We start from the raw sequence: 17,731 nt of genomic DNA, 5'->3' as shown, positions 1-17,731 counted from the left end.
CACCACTCCCCTCCACAGCCCCCGCGGAAAGCGTCGAAGGCCGTCCCACTCACGATTCTGGGCGTCCTGTCCGTGATGCTGGTCGGCTACTGCGCCGCCGTGCAGGACGACGACGAGGAGGTCACCGCCGACTGCGTCATGCAGCTCGACGACGGCTCCTACCAGATCGTCGACGACGACCACTGCGACGATGACGACGGCGGCACGCACTACTACGGCGGGTCGCGCGGGGCCTACCTCTGGTACTACGGCGGCACGCGGGTCGGCAACCGCGTGCGCGGCGGCACCACCTACCGCCCGTCCAACGTCGACATCAACACCCGCAGCGGCAAGTCGATCCAACGCGGCGGCTTCGGGAGCAGATGGGGCGGCGGGGGCTGACAGGTGCGGCGCGAGCACGGCACTCCCAGGCCAGGCTGGGAGAAGACGATCGAGGGCCAGGGCCTGGCCTACCACAAGGCCGCACACCCGTCGGGGCTGAGCCGCCCCTACTGGGACGAGTCCGTCCACTACGTCCTGTCGATGGACGAGGTCGAGGCGCTGGAGGAGCAGGTCGAGGAGCTGCACGCGATGTGCCTCAGCACGGTCGAGCACGTGGTCTCGGCCGGCCGCTTCGCCGACTTCGCCATCCCCGAATGGGCGTGGGAGGACGTCGCGCGCTCCTGGGAACGCCGCGACCCCCACCTGTACGCCCGCTTCGACCTGCGCTACGACGGCACGGGCCCGGCCAGGCTGCTGGAGTACAACGCCGACACGCCCACCTCGCTGGTGGAGTCGTCGGTGATCCAGTGGTTCTGGCTGCAGGACCTGCATCCCGGCGACGACCAGTGGAACTCCGTGCACGAGCGGCTCATCGACCGCTGGTCCCGGCTGGGGCTGCCGCCGGGGCCCACGCACTTCGCCTTCACCAACATGGACGAGACGGGCGAGGAGGCCATGACCGTGGCCTACCTCCAGGAGACCGCCGAGCAGGCCGGCCTGCAGACCGTCTCCGTGGCCATGGAGGACATCGGCTGGGACTCACTCAACCGCCGCTTCGTCGACGTCGAGGAGCGGATGATCCGCTCGGCGTTCAAGCTCTACCCCTGGGAGTGGATGCTGGCCGAGGACTTCGGGCGGCACGCCGTACGGCACACCACCTGGATCGAGCCGCTGTGGAAGACCCTGCTGTCCAACAAGGCGCTGCTGGCCCTGCTGTGGGAGCGTTATCCCGGCCATCCCAACCTCATGCCCGCCTACCTCGACGGCCCCAGAGACCTCACCTCCTACATCGCCAAGCCGCTGCTCGGCAGGGAGGGGGCCTCCATGCGCATCGTCACCCCCGACGTCACCCAGGAGACACCCGGCGCCTACGGCCGCGAGGGATACGTGTTCCAGGGCTTCGAGGCGCTGCCCGTCTTCGAGGGGCAGCGGCCGGTGCTCGGCGCGTGGACGGTCGCCGACGAGGCCGCCGGGCTCGGCATCAGGGAGACCACCGGCCTCATCACCGACGACACCTCGTCGTTCGTCCCGCACCGCATCGCTGACTGACGTGCTCGCCGACCGACACCTGCCCGCGCCCGCTCCGGGCGGACCCGCACCCCTTGATTGGAACTGACGTGGCTCTTCTCGAACTCCTCGCCCGCGGCTCGGGCGCCATCGCCGCTTACGCAGCCGTCGGCGTGATCCTGATGATCGTCGGGTTCTATGTGATCGACTGGGCGACGCCAGGCAAGCTGAGCGAGGTCATCCGCAGTGAGCGCAATCCCAACGCCACCTTGCTGACCTGCTCGGCCATGGCCGCCATCGGGCTGATCGTGGCCGCCTCGATCTGGTCGTCCGGAGGCCGGCTCACGGAGGGCCTCGCGGGCACGGCGGTGTTCGGGCTGGTCGGCATCGTGGTGCAGACCGTGGCCATGCTGATCTTCGACCGGGTGGTCGGCATCTCCGTACGCGACCTGGTCAAGGAGCCCGATCTGCAGCCGGGCGCGCGGGTGCTCGCGGTCACCCACGTCGCGATCGGGCTCATCACGGCCGTCGCCGTCATCTGAGAGGGCGAACCACCGTTCCGGTCAGCCGAGCGGACCTGGCACTCTAGGAGGCGTGACAGAGCGGACCCGGGAGGACACCACACGCAGGCTCGAGCGGGCCATGGGCTCGCTCGGCACGGCGGCGATGGCGCGCATGGACGAGCAGTTGCCGTGGTTCCGGGCGCTCAGCGCCGAGGACCGGTCGTGGGTGGGGCTCGTGGCCCAGGCCGGCATCGCCGCGTTCGTCGAGTGGTTCTCGACCGCGGGTGAGGGGCGGCGCACTCCCAGCATCGAGTTCTTCGGCACGGCGCCGCGCGAGCTCAAGCGGTCGATCTCGCTCCAGCAGACCGTCGACATCGTCAGGGTCGTGGTCGAGGTGGTCGAGGCGCAGACCCACGAGCTGGCCGCGCCGGGCGGCGAGGACGAGCTCCAGCAGGCCATGCTGCGCTACACCCGCGACGTCGCCTTCGCCGCCGCCCACGTCTACGCCCGAGAGGCGGAGGCCAGGGGCTCGTGGGACGCCAGGCTCGAGGCCCTGATCGTCGACGCCCTGGTGCGCGGCGAGGTGGACGACGGACTGCACTCCTGGGCCGCCGCCCTGGGCTGGACCTCCTCCCCCGTCGTCGTCATCGCCGGGCACGCCCCCGAGGGCGACCCGCGCGCGGTCATCGACGGCCTGCGGGAGAAGGGCCGGCGCATCGGCATGGACCTGCTGGCGGGGGTCCAGGCCGACCGGCTGATCGTGATCGTGGGCGGCGCGGGCAGCGTCAACGACGCGGCCAAGCAGGTGGTGGCCCGCTTCGGCGTCGGCCCCATCGTCATCGGCCCCGAGGTGCCCGACCTGCACGCCGCCGCCAATTCGGCCAGGGCGGCGCTGGCAGGGCTCAAGGCGTCGTCGGGCTGGCCCGACGCGCCCAGGCCGGTGCACGCCGGGGACCTGCTGGCCGAGCGGGCGCTCGACGGCGACCTCGACGCAAGGCGGCAGCTCATCGAGAGCGTCTACCTGCCGCTCGCGGGCACTCCGCTGCTCGACACGCTGGCCACCTACCTGGAGCAGGGCACGTCGCTGGAGGCGACGGCCAGGTTGTTGTTCGTCCATCCCAACACCGTGCGCTACCGCCTGAAGAAGATCACCGAGCTGACCGGTTACCAGCCCACCGAGGGCCGGTCCGCCTTCACGCTCCAGGTGGGGCTCATCCTCGGGAGGCTCGCGGAGAGTGCGGTGAGCTGGCGCGCTCTAACGTAACCGCGCCGTCATCCCCACTGTAGGGTTCCTACAAATCACCCTGGACAAAGTTCGTACGGATCTCCATCCGCGTGTCGGAGTTCTACAGGGCATGGTGGATTTTGTGCTTGTACTCGTCGCTCCGGGCCAAGGTGCCCAAACGCCAGGCTTCCTGACTCCATGGCTTGAGTTGCCCGGTCTGGCCGACAGGCTGGGCTCATGGTCGGAGGTCGTCGGGGTCGATCTGATCGCCCAGGGCACGACCGCCGGCGCCGACGAGATCCGCGACACCGCCGTCGCCCAGCCGCTGCTCGTGGCCGCCGCGCTGGCCTCCGCCGAGGCGCTCGGCGCTGCCCCCGACCTCGTCGCCGGGCACAGCGTCGGCGAGTTCGCCGCCGCAGCGCTTGCCGGGGTGCTCACCCCGGAGCAGGCGCTGTCGCTGATCCGCGACCGCGCCCAGGCCATGGCCAAGGCCGCCGCCATCACCGAGACCGGCATGACGGCCGTGCTCGGTGGCGTCGAGGAGGAGGTCCTCACCGCGATCGACAGGCACGGGCTCACCGCCGCCAACATCAACGGCGCCGGGCAGATCGTCGCGGGAGGCACTGTCGAGCAGCTGGCCGCGTTCAAGGCCGACCCGCCCGCCCGCGCCCGGCTCATCCCGCTCTCCGTGGCAGGCGCGTTCCACACCGCCCACATGGCCGCGGCGGTCGAGAGCCTGCGCGAGGCCGCGACGAACGTCACGCCCGCCGACCCGAAGGTCACGCTGCTGTCCAACTTCGACGGCCGGCCGGTCGCCGGCGGCGCCGAGTTCGTCGAGCGGCTGGTCCAGCAGGTCAGCAGCCCCGTCAGATGGGGCGCCTGCATGGAGACCATGGCCGGTCTCGGCATCACCGGGATGATCGAGCTGCTGCCCGGCGGCACGCTGACCGGTCTGGCCAAGCGCGGCATGCGCGGCGTGCGGACCGTCGCGCTGAAGACCCCCGACGACCTCGACAGGGCCAGGGAGCTGATCGCGTGAAAATTCCTGATATCGCCCCTGGCGGCAGGGTGCTCGCCTTCGGCCACTACCAGCCGGCCAACGTGGTCACCAACGACGACCTGGCCAAGTCCATGGCAACCGACGACGAGTGGATCCGCTCCAGGGTCGGCATCAAGGAGCGCAGGGTCGCGCCCGACGGCGAGTCTTTGGAGGACATGGCCACCATCGCCGGCGGCAAGGCGCTGGCCGCGAGCGGGCTGTCGCCGGAAGACGTCGACCTCGTCATCGTCGCCACCTGCACGCTCGAGACCCAGATCCCCAACGCCTCCGCCATCGTGGCCCACCGGCTGGGCATCGAGTCGCCCGGCGCTTTCGACGTCAACGCCGCCTGCGCCGGCTTCTGCTACGCCCTAGGCACCGCCAGCGCCGCGGTGCGCGCGGGCTCGGCCAGGAACGTGCTGGTCATCGGCGCGGAGAAGTTGTCACAGTGGATCGACTGGACCGACAGGTCCACCGCCGTGATCTTCGCCGACGGCGCGGGGGCCGCGGTGGTGGCCCCGTCGGAGACGCCCGGCATCGGCCCTGTGGTATGGGGCAGCGCCGGCGACAAATCCGAGGCCATCAGCATCAAGGATCGCACCGACTACCTCCGCCAGGAGGGCCAGACGGTGTTCCGCTGGGCCACCACCGCGCTGCATCCGGTGGCGCTCGAAGCCTGCTCGCGGGCGGGTGTCGAGCCGTCCGAACTGGCGGCATTCGTCCCCCATCAGGCCAACCTGCGCATCATCGAGGCCATCGCCCGTAAGCTGGGCGCCGACCAGGCCGTCATCGCGCGCGACATCGTCACGTCGGGCAACACCTCGGCCGCCTCCATCCCTCTCGCGCTCTCGCGCATGGTGGAACGCGGTGAGGTCCGCACGGGCGATCTCGCGCTGGTGCTCGGCTTCGGCGCCGGCCTGACCTACGCGGGCCAAGTGATCGAGATTCCGTAGGATCGGGCACGGTCTGCACCGTGCCACCCAGAGAAAGACTTGTGCGGCGCGGCCGTACAGATTCCAGGAAACCAAAGGAGAAACAGCGACATGGCTGCCACCGAGCAGGACATCCTCCAGGGCCTCGGCAAGATCATTAATGAGATCACCGGCATCCCGGCGTCCGAGGTGACCCCCGAGAAGAGCTTCGTGGACGACCTCGACATCGACTCCCTGTCCATGGTCGAGATCGCCGTGGCCGCCCAGGACGAGTTCGGCGTCGAGATCCCCGACGACCAGCTCAAGAACCTGAAGACGGTCAAGGACGTCCTCACGTTCATCCAGAACTGAGCCTCAACACCCGATCCGACCAGTACTGATCAGCAAGGGAGCGCGAAACGTGAGTGCGAACCGGGTACGTGTCGTCGTCACCGGGCTCGGCGCGACGACGCCCGTCGGTGGGGACGTCACCTCGACCTGGACGGCGCTCCTCGCCGGTCAGTCGGGCGTAAAGGCTCTCACCACGGACTGGATCGACACCGTCCCCGTGAAGTTCGCGGGGACGGCCGCGGTCGACCCCGCCGAGGTGCTGCCGCGGCCCGAGGCCCGCCGCCTCGACCGCAGCGAGCAGTTCGCGATGGTCGCCTCGCGGGAGGCCTGGCAGGACGCCGGCTCTCCCGAGGTGCCGCCGGAGCGGCTCGGCGTCGTGGTCTCCAGCGGCATCGGAGGCATCAACACCACGCTGTCCGCCTACGACACCTACCGCGAGCGCGGCTGGAACCGGCTGTCGCCCTTCACCGTGCCGATGCTCATGCCCAACGGCCCGGCCGCCTGGATCGGGCTCGACCTGGGCGCCCAGGCGGGTGTGCACGCCACGGTGTCGGCGTGCGCGTCCGGCGCCGAGGCCATCGGCCACGCGATGGACATGATCAGGGTGGGCCGCGCCGACGTCGTGGTCGCCGGGGGCACCGAGGCCGCCATCCACGGCCTCAACATCGCCGCCTTCGCGGCCGCGCGGGCCATGTCCACCCGCAACGACGACCCGGCGGGCGCCTCACGGCCGTGGGACCGCGGCCGCGACGGGTTCGTGCTCGGCGAAGGCGCCGGCATCGTCGTGCTGGAGTCGGAGGAGCACGCCAGGGCGCGGGGCGCGCACATCTACGCCTACTGCTCCGGCGTCGGCTACTCCGCCGACGCGCACCACATCACGCAGCCCGAGCCCGACGGCCGGGGCATCATCATGGCGATGACGCAGGCGCTCACCGACGCCGGCGTCACCGGTCACGACGTCAAGCACGTCAACGCCCACGCCACCTCGACGCCCGCGGGCGACGTCGGCGAGGTGCAGGCCGTGGCCAAGGCCATCGGCACCCACCCGCTGGTGACGTCGACCAAGTCCATGACCGGGCACCTGCTCGGCGGCGCGGGCGGCATCGAGTCGGTCTTCACGATCAAGGCACTGCAGGAGCGGGTCGTTCCCGCCACGATCAACATCGACGACCTCGACGACGGCATCGAGGTCGACATCGTCCACGGCAAGAACCGCACGCTGCCCGACGGCGACGTGGCCGCGGTCAACAACTCGTTCGGATTCGGCGGGCACAACGTGACCGTCGTCTTTAAGGGGGCATAAAGTGACCGTCCTCGACAACCGGGTGGTGACGTCCGGCTCCGATCAGGAGCCTGCCGATCCCCGCGATCCCGTCGCCCGCCTCACCGCGCTGCTCGACGAGGGCTCGCTACGACTCATCACCCCGCAGGACAACAGCGGCATGCTCGCCGCCATGGGGCGCGTCGAAGGCGTCCCCGTCGTCGCCTTCTGCAGCGACGCCCGCTTCCAGGGCGGCGCCATGGGCAGTGAAGGCTGCGAGCACATCGTGCACGCCTACGACGTGGCCGTGCGCGAACGCGTGCCCGTCATCGGCATCTGGCACTGCGGCGGCGCCCGCATCCCCGACGGCGTCGAGTCGCTGCACGCCGTCGGCCGGGTCTTCGCCGCCATGACCAAGGCATCCGGCGTCGTGCCGCAGATCTCCGTGGTCGTCGGCGCCGCCGCGGGCGGCGCCGCCTACGGCCCCGCTCTCACCGACCTGGTCATCCTGGCCGACTCCGGCCGCATCTTCGTCACCGGCCCCGACGTGGTCCGCAGCGTCACCGGCGAAGACGTCGACAGCGCCGCCCTGGGCGGCCCTGACCCCCACAGCAAGCGCAGCGGCGTGGCGCACATCGTCACCAAGACCGAGACCGACGCCTACCTCAAGGCGCGCCAGCTCGCCACGCTGCTCGGCCACCAGGGCCGGCTGCGCACGGGAGAGATCGAGGAAGTGGACTTCTCCACCCTGCTTCCCGACTCCGCTCGCCGCGCCTACGACGTCAAGCCGCTGGTCAACGGCCTGCTCGACGAGCCAGGCCTGGAGCTGCACCCCAAGTGGGCACCCAACATCGTCACCTCGCTCGGCCGGCTCGGCGGCCGGACGGTCGGGGTCATCGCCAACAACCCGATGCGACTCGGTGGCTGCCTCGACGCCACGTCCGCCGAGAAGGCCGCCCGCTTCGTACGCATGTGTGACGCTTTCGGCGTGCCGTTGGTTGTCCTGGTGGACGTACCCGGTTACCTGCCGGGCGTCGGCCAGGAACACGACGGCGTCGTCCGCCGGGGGGCCAAGCTGCTGCACGCCTTCGCCGAGGCGTCGGTGCCCCGGGTCACGCTGATCACCCGCAAGGCCTACGGCGGGGCGTACATCGCGATGAACTCCCGCGCCCTGGGCGCCACCAAGGTCTTCGCCTGGCCCACCACCGAGGTCGCCGTGATGGGGGCCGTCGCGGCGGTGCGCGTCATCAAGCGGCGCGAGCTGGCCGCCGCGCCCGAGCACGAGCGGCCCGCTCTGGAAGAGCGGCTGGCCGCCGAGCACCAGAAGCTCGCCGGCGGCCTGACCAGGGCGCAAGAGCTGGGCGTCATCGACGAGGTGATCAAGCCCGAGGAGACCCGCGGCGCGATCGCCAAGCTCCTCGCCCAGGCCACCCCGGCCCGCGGCGCCCACGGCAACATCCCGCTGTAACCGCCGGCCACAGCCGGCAACGCAAAGGCCCCGCACCGGTCCCGGTGCGGGGCCTTTGCGTTGCCGGGCAGCGGAGTCCGGCCGTGGGGCGCTGCTCGTGCCGAGCGGGAGGTGTCAGACGGCGGCGTGCAGCCAGCGGACAGGAGCGCCGTCCCCGGCATAGCGGAACGGCTCCAGCTCCTCGTCCCACGGCCTGCCCAGCATCTTGTCGAGCTCGTCCTCCAGCACGCACCGCCCCTCGGCGGCCATCATCATCGCGGCGCGCAGCCGCTCTTCGGGGATCATGATGTCGCCTGAGGCGCCGATCACCGCCGTGAAGGCGCCGAGCGTCGGCGTGTAGGCGTGCCGGGACCCGTCGACACCCGGCGAGGCGTCCTCGGTGATCTCGAATCTGAGCCGCTGCCAGCCCATGAGCGAGGAGGCGATGGCCGCGGCGACGCCGGGCCTGCCCTCCCATTCCGCCTGCGCACGCACGACGTTGGGCGCGGCGGGTTGCGGAGTCCACGTCAGGTCTACGGGCACGCCGAGGACACCCGCGACTGCCCATTCGATGTGCGGGCACAGCGCGGGCTGAGCCGAGTGGACGTAAAGGACGCCACGAGCAGACACCGGACCTCCCATTCGGTACGAGGTGCGCCTTCCCCAACGGCCTCGTCCCGGGATGATCACAAGTGACTAGGGAGAGACTACCGTCGGTCGCCATCACGCACCAGTGGGGGGCCATACCAACTTGGTGGGCGAGTCGCATGTGACAGCGGGCCGCGCGAGGAAAGATACGGGCTCATGGACATGCAATCTGTCGGCGACGCCTATATCCGGCCAGGTCAGGTCCTGACCGACCGGTCGGCGCTGTCCGCCGCGTCGCGCTGGACCCAGGCAGTCTCGGAGGCGGACGGTGTCTGCGTCATCCACCTGTCTCCCGGCGCCGACCCCTGCGAGGTCACCGCCGAACTCCGCGACGAGGGCATGCGGGCCTCGCCGAACCACGTGTTCCGCGGCCAGCCCCTGTTCTTCGGCGGCCCCGCGTCCCGGCCCTTCCCCTGCCCGCCCATCCCGTACAAACCTGGCCGCACCCGCTCCGACGTGGTCATGGGCCTGCTCGACACCGGGGTCGCCAAGCACCCGTGGTGGGCGAGCAGCGACTGGTACGAGCGCCTCGGCCCCGACGACGCCGACGCGGCGGAGGGCGCCCAGTCGGGCCACGGCACGTTCATCGCGGGCCTGCTGGCGCGTTCGGCGCCGGGCGCGGCGCTGCGGGTGCACCGGGTGCTCGACGGCGACGGCTTCGCCGACGAGGCCACCGTGGTACGCGCGCTGCACCGCATGCGCGACCAGCCTCCCGACGTACTCAACCTGTCCTTCGGCGGCCACACCTTCGACGACCGGCCGCCGCCTGTGCTGTCCGACGCCGTCGCCGCGCTGAGCGGCACGGTCACCGTGGCCTGCGCCGGCAACACCGCCTCCGACCGGCCGTTCTGGCCCGCCGCGCTGGTTTGCGCCGTGGGCGTGGCGGCCGTCGACGACTCGCAGGAGCGCCGGGCCCCCTATTCGGGGCACGGCACCTGGGTGGACGCCTGCGCCCGCGGCGACTGGCTGACCAGCAGCTACCTGGAGTGCGGCGAGTTCGCGGGCTTCGCGACCTGGAGCGGCACGTCGTTCGCCACCGCGCTGGTGGCGGGCGCCATCGCCGGCGCGGCCAGGGACGAGCCGGCGAAGGAGGTGGTGACGCGGCTCCTCGACGCCGAGGGGGCCCGGCAAATTCCGGATCTGGGGGTTCTCGTACCGGCGAGTCTGTAGAGTTTACGCTCAGTCCTCACGCAATCACGAAGAGGCATGACCGCCTCGGCGTGCCGCACGGAAGGAGGCCGCATGCCCGATCCACGCGAGCCGGCGGAGCTGGTCACGGCGGCGGCCGAAGACGACCGGACGGCGTGGGACGAGCTGGAGGCCAGATACGGGCCGCGGATGTGGGCGGTGGCCCGCGCGTCCGGGCTCAGCCCTTCCGACGCGGCGGACGCCGTCCAGGGAGCCTGGCTGCGGCTGCTCCAGAACCTCCACACCCTCAGAGATCCGGCCAAGGTCGGCGGCTGGCTCATGACGACCGTGCGCCGCGAGGCTCACGCGTTCCTCCGCAAGCGTCATGACGTCTCCCCCTTCGACCACGACGTGCTCTCTCTGGAGGCCGTGGACGAGCCCGACCCCGCCTCCGCCGTGCTGGAGGCCGACGGCAGGCGCCTGCTCTGGAAGCAGGTCTCCGCCCTGCACGAGCCCTGCCGCACGATCATCCAGCTCGTCGCCATCGACCTGGGAAACCGGCAGATGGCGGCGCGGCTGGGCATGCCCGTGGGCAGTGTGGGCCCGACCAAGGCCCGCTGCCTTGAGAAACTGCGCACCCTGATCTCATCACAGGAGACCGCGCAATGATCAACGACGAGTATTTCCTGGCGGCACTCCGGCTGGCCGCGGGAAACGACCCCATCCCGAGCCACGTGTCCGCCGCCGCACGTGACGTCTACGGGCTGCGGGTCCCCCGTGCGGTGACCGCCGCGCCCGCCGCGCGCACCTCCGCTGGCTCCGACGTGCGCGACCCGGACGGCTGTCACCTGGTGCGCTTCGTCACCGACGGCCTCACCTTCGACCTGGAGGCGACCGTGGGCGACGGGCTCATCGACGTCGCGGGCCAGGTGTGGCCCCACCCGGGGGACGACGCCGTCATCGACGTGAAAACCCCGCATCTCACGTTGACCCGGCACATCGCCCACAACGGCGACTTCGCCGCGACGGGCCTGCCTCCGGGCTGGCTCAGCGTGGTGTGCCACCGGCCCGGACGCGCCCCCGTACAAACCCGATGGGTGCGCATCCGGCCCTGACCCCAGCCGCCAGCCGTAAAGGGGAGCCGCGTCCCCGCCCGGCCGTCAGACCAAGGCCCGCCATGAGCGCATACCCGGACTCATCAGGCGACCTCGATCCGCTCGTCAGGGCGGCCGAGGCCGCGATGCTGCGTTCCCTGGTGGATCCCGGCCACGCCATGCGCGCCGGCCGTCTCGTGCTGGAGTCCGCCCGCCGCGCCGGATCCGCCGAGGCCGCGGTCATGTCGCTCAGGGCGATGGCGCTGGCCGCCCGCGAGCTCGGCGACCTGGAGGAGGCCGAGCGGCATCTGCGCGAGGCCCTCGGCACACCCGGCGCACCGCCGGAGCGGCTCGCGCAGGCGCGGCTCTCCCTCGTCACCGTACGCACCGAACGCGGCCACCCCCTGCAGGCGCTGCGCGTGGCCGCGCTGGCCTGGGCCTACCTGCGCCCGCTCGACCGCGCCAAGCTCGACACCCAGCGCGCGGTCGCCCTGGCCCACCTCGGCCGCCACCAGGAGGCCATCGCCTCCTGCGACCGCGCGCTGCGCGCCCTGGTGAACGCGCCCGGCACCATCGACGACCGCAGGTTCCTGGCGGGGGGCCTGCTCAACCGCGGGCTCATCCACTCCTACCGCGGCGACTGGAACGCCGCGATGCGCGACCTGACCGCCTGCCTGGAGATCTCCCGGCACGCGGGGCTTCTGCACCTGTCCCGGCTGTCCGCCGCTAACCTGCCGTTCCTCGCCGTACGCCGGGGCGACATCGCCGGGGCCTTCAAGCACTACCGGGAGGCCGAGGACACCCTGTTCGGCTTTCCCGAGCGGCTGGCCACGATGCGGGCCGACTTCGCCGGCGCCCTGCTGGCCGCCCACCTGCCCGGCGAGGCCCGCGCGATGCTGAGCCTGGCCGTACCCGACCTGGAGGCCGCGGGCGCCCAGGTGGCGCTGGCCGAGGCGCGGCTGAAGCTCGCCCAGGTGGAGCTGCTCACCGGCGACCCGCGTCAGGCCAGGCAGGTGGCCGAGCAGGCCGCCGCCGACCTGGCCGCGCAGGAGCGGACCCGCTGGCTGCCGCTGGCCCAGGAGGTCGTGCTGCGTTCGCGGCTCGCGCTCGAACCCGTTACCCCCGCCCTGGTCGGGGAGCTGATCGCGTGCGCCGACGAGCTGGAGAACGGCTTCGCCCCGCAGGCGGGGGCGGCGCTGCGGCTGGTCGCGGCCGAGGCGGCGCTCGACGTCGACGACCACCCGACCGCCTCCGCGCAGCTCGCCCGGCTCACCCGGCACGCCGGACGCGGCGAACGCTGGGTCCCCGCCGGCACCCGGCTCACCCCGCTGGGTTCCGAACCGCAGGACCGGCGGCTCGCCTCCCAGATCCCAGGACCGGTACGCCAGCACGCGCTCGCGCTCGAAGCCGCGCTGCAGGAGGACACCACCGGCGCCTTCCGCGCCGTCCAGGACGGCCTGTCGGAGGTCAGCGAGCAGGTCGAGACGTTCGACGATCCGTCGCTGCGGGCCCACGCGGCCAGGGCCGGTGAACGGCTCGCGGCCTTCGGGCTGGGGCTGGCGGTGCGCGACGGAAGCGTGGAGGAGGTGTTCGAGTGGAGCGAACGGTGGCGGGCCGTGACCGCCCCCGCGCACGCAGGCTCGCCCGCCGGCACCGAGCGGGTGCGCGCCCAGCTGGGAGCCGGGAGCCTGGTGGAGTTCGTGACCCACGAGGAATCGCTGCTTGCCGTCCTCATCTCCGAGCGGCGGGTGCTGCTGCGGCGGCTGGCCGACATACGCGAGGTCAAGGAGTCGATCGTGCGGCTGCGTTACTCGCTGCGCCGCCATGCCCGCCCCGGCGACGTCGAAGCCGCGGCGGCCGACGTCGAACGGCTGGTGCTGCAGCCGCTCCTCGCCGAACTCGGCAACGGGCCGCTCGTCGCCGTGCCCGTGGGCGCGCTGCACACGCTGCCGTGGGGCGCGCTCCCCTGCCTGCGGGAACGTCCCGTGAGCGTGGCCGCCAGCGCGTCCGCCTGGATGCGCGCCAGGAACCTCGAACGCGCACTCCACGACGGGCCCCCGGTCGTCGTGGCCGCGGCCGGGCCCTCGCTGGCGCACGCGCACGCCGAAGTGGCGCACGTCCTGGCCTGCCACCCGGGAGGGCGCGAGTCGCCCGCGCGCACGGCCGACGTCCTGCGGGCGCTCCGGACCGCCGACGTCCTGCACCTCGCGGCGCACGGGGTGTTCCACGCGCGCAGCCCGCTGGTGTCCGGGATCACGCTGGAGGACGGGCCGCTGATGGCGTACGACCTGCTGGAGGCGCCCCGGTCGCCGGAGCTCGTGGTGCTGTCCGCGTGCAACTCCGGGATGTCGCGGGCGCCCGTGGACGGGGCTCCGCTCGGGCTGCCGGGCACTTTCCTCGCCAAGGGGGCGTCGTGCGTGGTGGCGGGGCTCGTACCGGTGCGGGATGAGGCGGCGCGGGCCATGATGGGGGTGTTCCACGAGCTCGTGGTGGCCGGCCGCTCACCGGACGCGGCGCTGGCGTGCGCCGCGGCCAAGACGGGCGAGCACGCGTTCGTCTGCTTCGGCGCAGGCGACCGGGCGCTGTATTAGATGCTGGGTCAGGCGCTGGGGCCGGTCGCCACAGGTCTTGAGGGGTCGGCGACCCAGCCGGACCATGAGCCGACATACAGCGCGGCCGGGGGCAGGCCCGCCACCTCCAGCGCCAGCACCTCGTGGGCGGCCGTCACGCCGGATCCGCAGTAGGCCCCCGCCTCCACCCCTCCGTCGATCCCCAGACCGGCGAAGCGTGCCCGCAGCGTGCCGGCGGCGAGGAACCTGCCGTCGGGGCCCACGTTCTCGGTCGTGGGTGCGTTGACGGCTCCGGGGATGTGCCCCGCCACGGGATCGACCGGCTCCACCTCGCCCCGGTAGCGCTCGGCGGCCCGGGCGTCGAGCAGGACGCCCTTCGCGGCCAGGGCGGCCGCCTCGTCGGCCGTCAGCATCGGCATCCCTCCCGGCCGCGCCGTGAAGTCGCCGGGGGTGACGGAGGCCGGGGGCTCCTTCGTGGCCGGCAGCCCGGCGCCGGTCCACGCGGCGAACCCGCCGTCGAGCACGCGGACGTGCCCGTGGCCGAAGTAGCGCAGCGCCCACCAGGCCCTGGCCGCCACCGTGGATCCCGCGTCGTCATAGACCACGACCGGCCGGTGGTCCGACACGCCGAGCCGGCGCATGGCGTCCTGGAACGCGCCGGACTCCGGCAGCGGATGCCGGCCGCCGTCGCCGGGAGGTGCCGCGAGGTCGGTGTCGAGGTCGCAGTAGACGGCGTCCGGGATATGCCCTTCGCGGTAGAGCCTTTCTCCGGGCGGGCCGCCGAGTCGCCAGCGGACGTCGAGCACCGTCAGGCCGTCGAGCGCGGCGAGTTCGGCGGGTGTGATGAGCGGGCTCGTCACGTACGTACCTCCAGCAGCGGGACGTTCAGCTCGGCCGCCGTCAGCGAACCGTGGTAACCGGTGAAGATCGCCTCGACCGGATGGTTCGACGGGGCGGTGATGGCCAGGTCGGTGTGGGGGACGGCCACGACGTCGCCGATGCGCTCCAGCCACGCGTCGCGCACGCGGGGCCCGAACCAGCCCGACTCGACCGCCTCCTCCCGCGAGGCTACCCAGGCCTTCCCCTCGAAGATCCCGCGCCACGCCTCCAGCACCTGACCGGCCGCGCCCGGCTCGGCGTAGACGTGCCGGGCCCTGGCCTCGCCGCCGAGCATCGCCACCCCCGCCGTCAACTCGGGGACGCTCTCCGCGTCGACCTTCTCACCGGCGTTGACCATGCCGTGGTCGGCGGTGACGTAGAAGGCGGACCCGGGCGGCAGCCCCTCGGCGATGCGCTGGGCCATGCCGTCGACGACGCCGAGCCGGCGCAGCCACTCCTCGCTGCCCCAGCCCGTCATGTGGCCGGCCGCGTCGAGATCGCCGTAATAGACGGTGACGTGGGCGGGACCCCGCCGCATCGCCTCGTGCACGCGGGCGACGCGCTCGTCGGCGCTCTCGGCCGCCGCATAGCGGACGCCGCGGTAGACGGCCCTGGTCAGCCCCGTGCCCTCGAACTCCGCGGGCGCGACGTAGACGGAGTCGATGCCGGCGCGGGTGGCGCGCTCGTAGACGGTCTCGGCGGGCTGCCACGCGTACGGGTCCATCGTCTGACCGTCGGGCAGCGTCCAGCGCAGGCAGTTGAACAGGTGCCCGGCGCCCGGCACGGCCAGCATCAGCCCGAGCATGCCGTGCTCGCCCGGCGTCAGCCCTGTGCCCAGCGAGCACAGGCTCGTCACGGTCGTGGTGGGGAATCCGGCGGTGAGCGTCCTGTCGCGCAGGCTCGCCAGGAACGGGGCGGCATCAGCGTGGGCGCGCAGCAACTCGGCGCCCAGGCCGTCCACCAGGAACAGGCAGACGCGCTCCGCGGGCTCCAGCGCGAGCGGATTGGGCGCGCGCATGCCCAACGCGGCCAGCAACGAACCCGGCAGATCTGCCAGCGTCCCACCGCCATACCCCGGCACCATGCGCCCAGCCTAACCGCCCGCCCCGTCTGTCATGGCCGGTCGAGGCTCGCTGGCCACTCGCCGTTACGAGCGTCCTGCTCCTATTCATTTGTTACGGCGTGCGGGCTTGCCCGCACTCGCCGACGCCAGAGCCGTCTGTCATGGCCGGTCGTGAAGGCTCACGGGCTGCTCGCCGTTACGAGAGTCCTGCGGGCCGGGTTCTTCGCCGAATCGGCGGCCGGTGACCCTGTCGAGGGGTGCCTCGTCGGCCGTGTGCTCGATCGTTGGCGTATGCCCCGCCGGGCCGGGAGCCGGTGTCCCGTCGGGCGGGTGCTGGGGTTCTGCGCTGTAGTTCAGCAGGGATGGGGGTGCGCGCCGGCGTCGAGGGTGGGCCGGTGCGGCCGTTGACGTCAGGTGGTGGCGTGGGCGGTGGCTTCGGAGAGGGACTTCGCGAACGCGAGGACGTGGGAGACCGCCTCGGGGCCGTCGGCCGCCTCGCTGACCCGCAGCGAGAGGTCGTCGGCGGTGATGGCGCCGGTGTAGCCGTGGTCGGCCTCGCAGTTCTCGTCGCCGCACGTCGCCGGCTCGAGGTCGACGTGGGAGATGGCGCCCCAGCCGATCGTGAGGGTCACTTCCGTGGGCGGGACACCGGGAGCGTAGGCGGCGGGGTCGGGCACCACCCGGGTGACGGCCACCGACTGGACCCGGCTCAGGCGCACGGCCTCCGTGGTGGTGGAGGCGTGGGACGCGGAGACCCCCTCCACCGCAGGATGCTCGTCGGTGTGGCAGACCAGCAGCCGCGTCGTCGTCAGCACCAGCACCGTGACGTGCCTGCGCACCTCCATGGCGGGATCGAAGGTCGCCTCGTGGTGCACCACGAACGCGGTCACGACCTCCTTGCCCAGCGCGGACTGAACCGCGTCGGTGACGAGGTCGGGATAATAGCCGCTGCGCTCGATCGCTTCGCGCAGGCCCGCGGCGGAGACTCGGGTTTCCCTCATGGGTCCATCCTGCCAGGACCGGGCAGTGCACTCACCCGCCGGATATAACGCTCTATAACGGTCTGTATTCAGGCAACACCGGGCACTGTTGACCCAGCATTCGCTCAAGGCTCTTCAGGGGAGCCGGCGCGGGCCGCCGTCAACACCGGGCGCTACGGGCCCGCATCCGTTCAAGGCGCCTCAGGACAGCCGGCGCGGGCCGCCGTCCAGACGCGGGCCCGCCGGGGTGCGCAGGGTGGCGCGGGCTCCGAGAATCATGACGTCCGACTCCCCCACGAGCACCTGGTCGAGGTCCAGCCTGGCCAGCTCCGGCAGGTCGTTGGCCAGCCGGCCGACGCGTACGAGCAGGTCTTCCAGGACGTCGACCGCCACGGGCGGGTAGCCGTACTGGCCGAACAGGAGCGGAGCCGCGCGTACGGACCGCACCAGGGCGGCGGCGTCCTCGCCGGTCAGCGGCGCCAGGCGGAAGCCCTGGTCCTGCAGCAGCCGGGCGGTCACCTCGCCCAGCCCGAACGACACGACCGGCCCGAACGCGGGATCGTCGACGACGCCCACGACGGTCGGCACGGCGGGCTGCGGAGCCATCCGCTGGACCGCGAGCTCCGCCCCTTCGCCCAGCTGCTCGGCGAACTCCGTGTAGGCGTTGCGGACCAGCTCAGGTCCCGTCAGCCCCAGGCGTACCGTCCCCGCCCTGCGTGACGCTCCCGGATCGGCGACCTTGACCACCACGGGCCAGCCCAGTCGTCCGGCCGCCGCCACGGCCTCGTCGGGCGAACGCACCACCTCGGCGGGCCACACGGTCAGGCCGTAGCAGGACAGCAGTTCGGTGGCGTCGATCTCGACCGGCGGCCCCGGTTCGGCGAACACGCCCGACGGACCCTGCCGCCCGCCGTCCGGCGCCCCAGCCGGTGCCTGGTCCGGCTTCCCGGCTCCCGTCCCGGGCTCCGTGGCGAGCTCCGTGGCGAGCTCCGTGGCGGGCTCCGTGGCGGGCTCCGTGCCGGGCTCCGTGGCGGGCTCCGTGGCGGGCTCCGTGCCGGACTCCACACCGGGCTCCACACCGGGCTCCGTGGCGGTGGTCTCTCCCGGCGACCCGCCGGGCGGCGTGGTGGGCGGCGTGGTGGGC

18 protein-coding genes are annotated in these 17,731 nt (G+C 72.4%); 13 read left to right on the top strand and 5 right to left on the bottom strand.

From position 1 onward, the window contains the following. The 9 genes from GUY59_RS40500 to GUY59_RS40460 all read left to right on the top strand — a co-directional run. Positions 1 to 381, top strand: a 381-nt coding sequence (locus tag GUY59_RS40500; protein WP_236667980.1) for a hypothetical protein, incomplete at its 5' end; no start/stop codon positions are given. 3 nt (positions 382 to 384) lie between these two features. Beyond that, positions 385 to 1,530, top strand: coding sequence for a glutathionylspermidine synthase family protein (locus GUY59_RS40495; RefSeq protein ID WP_138205841.1), 1,146 nt, complete (start codon positions 385 to 387; stop codon positions 1,528 to 1,530). Between the two features lie 68 nt (positions 1,531 to 1,598). Continuing rightward, the gene (locus GUY59_RS40490) at positions 1,599 to 2,030 is read left to right on the top strand and encodes a DUF350 domain-containing protein (RefSeq protein ID WP_138205839.1); all 432 of its coding nucleotides are present in this window, start codon (positions 1,599 to 1,601) and stop codon (positions 2,028 to 2,030) included. Between the two features lie 100 nt (positions 2,031 to 2,130). Further along, positions 2,131 to 3,255 (top strand): PucR family transcriptional regulator, encoded by a 1,125-nt coding sequence (locus GUY59_RS40485; RefSeq protein ID WP_138205851.1) that lies wholly within the window; start codon positions 2,131 to 2,133, stop codon positions 3,253 to 3,255. 103 nt (positions 3,256 to 3,358) lie between these two features. After that, positions 3,359 to 4,255, top strand: coding sequence for an ACP S-malonyltransferase (locus GUY59_RS49490; RefSeq protein WP_138205837.1), 897 nt, complete (start codon positions 3,359 to 3,361; stop codon positions 4,253 to 4,255). Continuing rightward, the gene (locus GUY59_RS40475) at positions 4,252 to 5,208 is read left to right on the top strand and encodes a beta-ketoacyl-ACP synthase III (protein ID WP_138205835.1); all 957 of its coding nucleotides are present in this window, start codon (positions 4,252 to 4,254) and stop codon (positions 5,206 to 5,208) included. The genes GUY59_RS49490 and GUY59_RS40475 overlap by 4 nt, the downstream gene beginning before the upstream one ends. Positions 5,209 to 5,298: 90 nt before the next feature. Further along, the gene (locus GUY59_RS40470) at positions 5,299 to 5,538 is read left to right on the top strand and encodes an acyl carrier protein (protein ID WP_132341752.1); all 240 of its coding nucleotides are present in this window, start codon (positions 5,299 to 5,301) and stop codon (positions 5,536 to 5,538) included. Between the two features lie 49 nt (positions 5,539 to 5,587). Then, positions 5,588 to 6,820 carry a beta-ketoacyl-ACP synthase II gene (gene fabF, locus GUY59_RS40465; RefSeq protein ID WP_138205833.1) on the top strand — a complete coding sequence of 411 codons (1,233 nt, stop codon included), beginning with the start codon at positions 5,588 to 5,590 and terminating at the stop codon, positions 6,818 to 6,820. A gap of 1 nt (position 6,821) precedes the next feature. Next, on the top strand, positions 6,822 to 8,246 hold the full coding sequence (locus GUY59_RS40460) for an acyl-CoA carboxylase subunit beta (RefSeq protein WP_132341748.1): 1,425 nt from the start codon (positions 6,822 to 6,824) through the stop codon (positions 8,244 to 8,246). Between the two features lie 114 nt (positions 8,247 to 8,360). On the opposite strand, the gene GUY59_RS40455 is transcribed toward GUY59_RS40460, so the two are convergent. After that, on the bottom strand, positions 8,361 to 8,855 hold the full coding sequence (locus GUY59_RS40455) for a DUF3145 domain-containing protein (RefSeq protein WP_212746292.1): 495 nt from the start codon (positions 8,853 to 8,855) through the stop codon (positions 8,361 to 8,363). A gap of 174 nt (positions 8,856 to 9,029) precedes the next feature. Here GUY59_RS40455 and GUY59_RS40450 point away from each other — a divergent pair, with 174 nt between their 5' ends. The 4 genes from GUY59_RS40450 (at position 9,030) to GUY59_RS40435 (ending at position 13,686) form a co-directional block, all read left to right on the top strand. After that, positions 9,030 to 10,043, top strand: a complete 1,014-nt coding sequence (locus GUY59_RS40450; protein WP_161714961.1) for a S8 family peptidase — start codon at positions 9,030 to 9,032, stop codon at positions 10,041 to 10,043. A 72-nt stretch (positions 10,044 to 10,115) separates the two neighbouring features. Continuing rightward, on the top strand, positions 10,116 to 10,670 hold the full coding sequence (locus GUY59_RS40445) for an RNA polymerase sigma factor (RefSeq protein WP_138208323.1): 555 nt from the start codon (positions 10,116 to 10,118) through the stop codon (positions 10,668 to 10,670). Next, on the top strand, positions 10,667 to 11,116 hold the full coding sequence (locus GUY59_RS40440) for a hypothetical protein (protein ID WP_138208322.1): 450 nt from the start codon (positions 10,667 to 10,669) through the stop codon (positions 11,114 to 11,116). The genes GUY59_RS40445 and GUY59_RS40440 overlap by 4 nt, the downstream gene beginning before the upstream one ends. A 62-nt stretch (positions 11,117 to 11,178) precedes the next feature. After that, on the top strand, positions 11,179 to 13,686 hold the full coding sequence (locus GUY59_RS40435) for a CHAT domain-containing protein (protein ID WP_138208321.1): 2,508 nt from the start codon (positions 11,179 to 11,181) through the stop codon (positions 13,684 to 13,686). Between the two features lie 8 nt (positions 13,687 to 13,694). Here GUY59_RS40435 and GUY59_RS40430 read toward each other — a convergent pair whose 3' ends face one another. The 4 genes from GUY59_RS40430 to GUY59_RS40415 form a co-directional block, all read right to left on the bottom strand. Further along, positions 13,695 to 14,525, bottom strand: a complete 831-nt coding sequence (locus tag GUY59_RS40430) for a sulfurtransferase (RefSeq protein WP_138208320.1) — start codon at positions 14,523 to 14,525, stop codon at positions 13,695 to 13,697. Continuing rightward, positions 14,522 to 15,628: an alkaline phosphatase family protein gene (locus tag GUY59_RS40425; protein ID WP_138208319.1), complete on the bottom strand. Its 1,107-nt coding sequence runs from the start codon at positions 15,626 to 15,628 to the stop codon at positions 14,522 to 14,524. The genes GUY59_RS40430 and GUY59_RS40425 overlap by 4 nt, the downstream gene beginning before the upstream one ends. 389 nt (positions 15,629 to 16,017) lie before the next feature. Further along, positions 16,018 to 16,608 (bottom strand): DUF5998 family protein, encoded by a 591-nt coding sequence (locus GUY59_RS40420; RefSeq protein ID WP_132337616.1) that lies wholly within the window; start codon positions 16,606 to 16,608, stop codon positions 16,018 to 16,020. Between the two features lie 180 nt (positions 16,609 to 16,788). Beyond that, positions 16,789 to 17,731, bottom strand: a 943-nt coding sequence (locus GUY59_RS40415; RefSeq protein WP_201761916.1) for an acetate--CoA ligase family protein, incomplete at its 5' end; no start/stop codon positions are given.

It is taken from the genome of Nonomuraea sp. K271, assembly GCF_009908215.1.
Taxonomy (GTDB): Bacteria; Actinomycetota; Actinomycetes; order Streptosporangiales; family Streptosporangiaceae; genus Nonomuraea; species Nonomuraea longispora.
Note: the sequence above shows the minus strand (reverse complement) of the source record. Positions and strands in the feature narration are given on the sequence as shown.

Coding starts and splice junctions, on each gene's coding strand:
- GUY59_RS40420 (WP_132337616.1), bottom strand. CDS start 16,608: ATGAGGGAAACCCGAGTCTCCGCCGCGGGCCTGCGCGAAGCGATCGAG.
- GUY59_RS40440 (WP_138208322.1), top strand. CDS start 10,667: ATGATCAACGACGAGTATTTCCTGGCGGCACTCCGGCTGGCCGCGGGA.
- GUY59_RS40485 (WP_138205851.1), top strand. CDS start 2,131: ATGGGCTCGCTCGGCACGGCGGCGATGGCGCGCATGGACGAGCAGTTG.
- GUY59_RS40450 (WP_161714961.1), top strand. CDS start 9,030: ATGGACATGCAATCTGTCGGCGACGCCTATATCCGGCCAGGTCAGGTC.
- GUY59_RS40445 (WP_138208323.1), top strand. CDS start 10,116: ATGCCCGATCCACGCGAGCCGGCGGAGCTGGTCACGGCGGCGGCCGAA.
- GUY59_RS40470 (WP_132341752.1), top strand. CDS start 5,299: ATGGCTGCCACCGAGCAGGACATCCTCCAGGGCCTCGGCAAGATCATT.
- GUY59_RS40435 (WP_138208321.1), top strand. CDS start 11,179: ATGAGCGCATACCCGGACTCATCAGGCGACCTCGATCCGCTCGTCAGG.
- GUY59_RS40425 (WP_138208319.1), bottom strand. CDS start 15,628: ATGGTGCCGGGGTATGGCGGTGGGACGCTGGCAGATCTGCCGGGTTCG.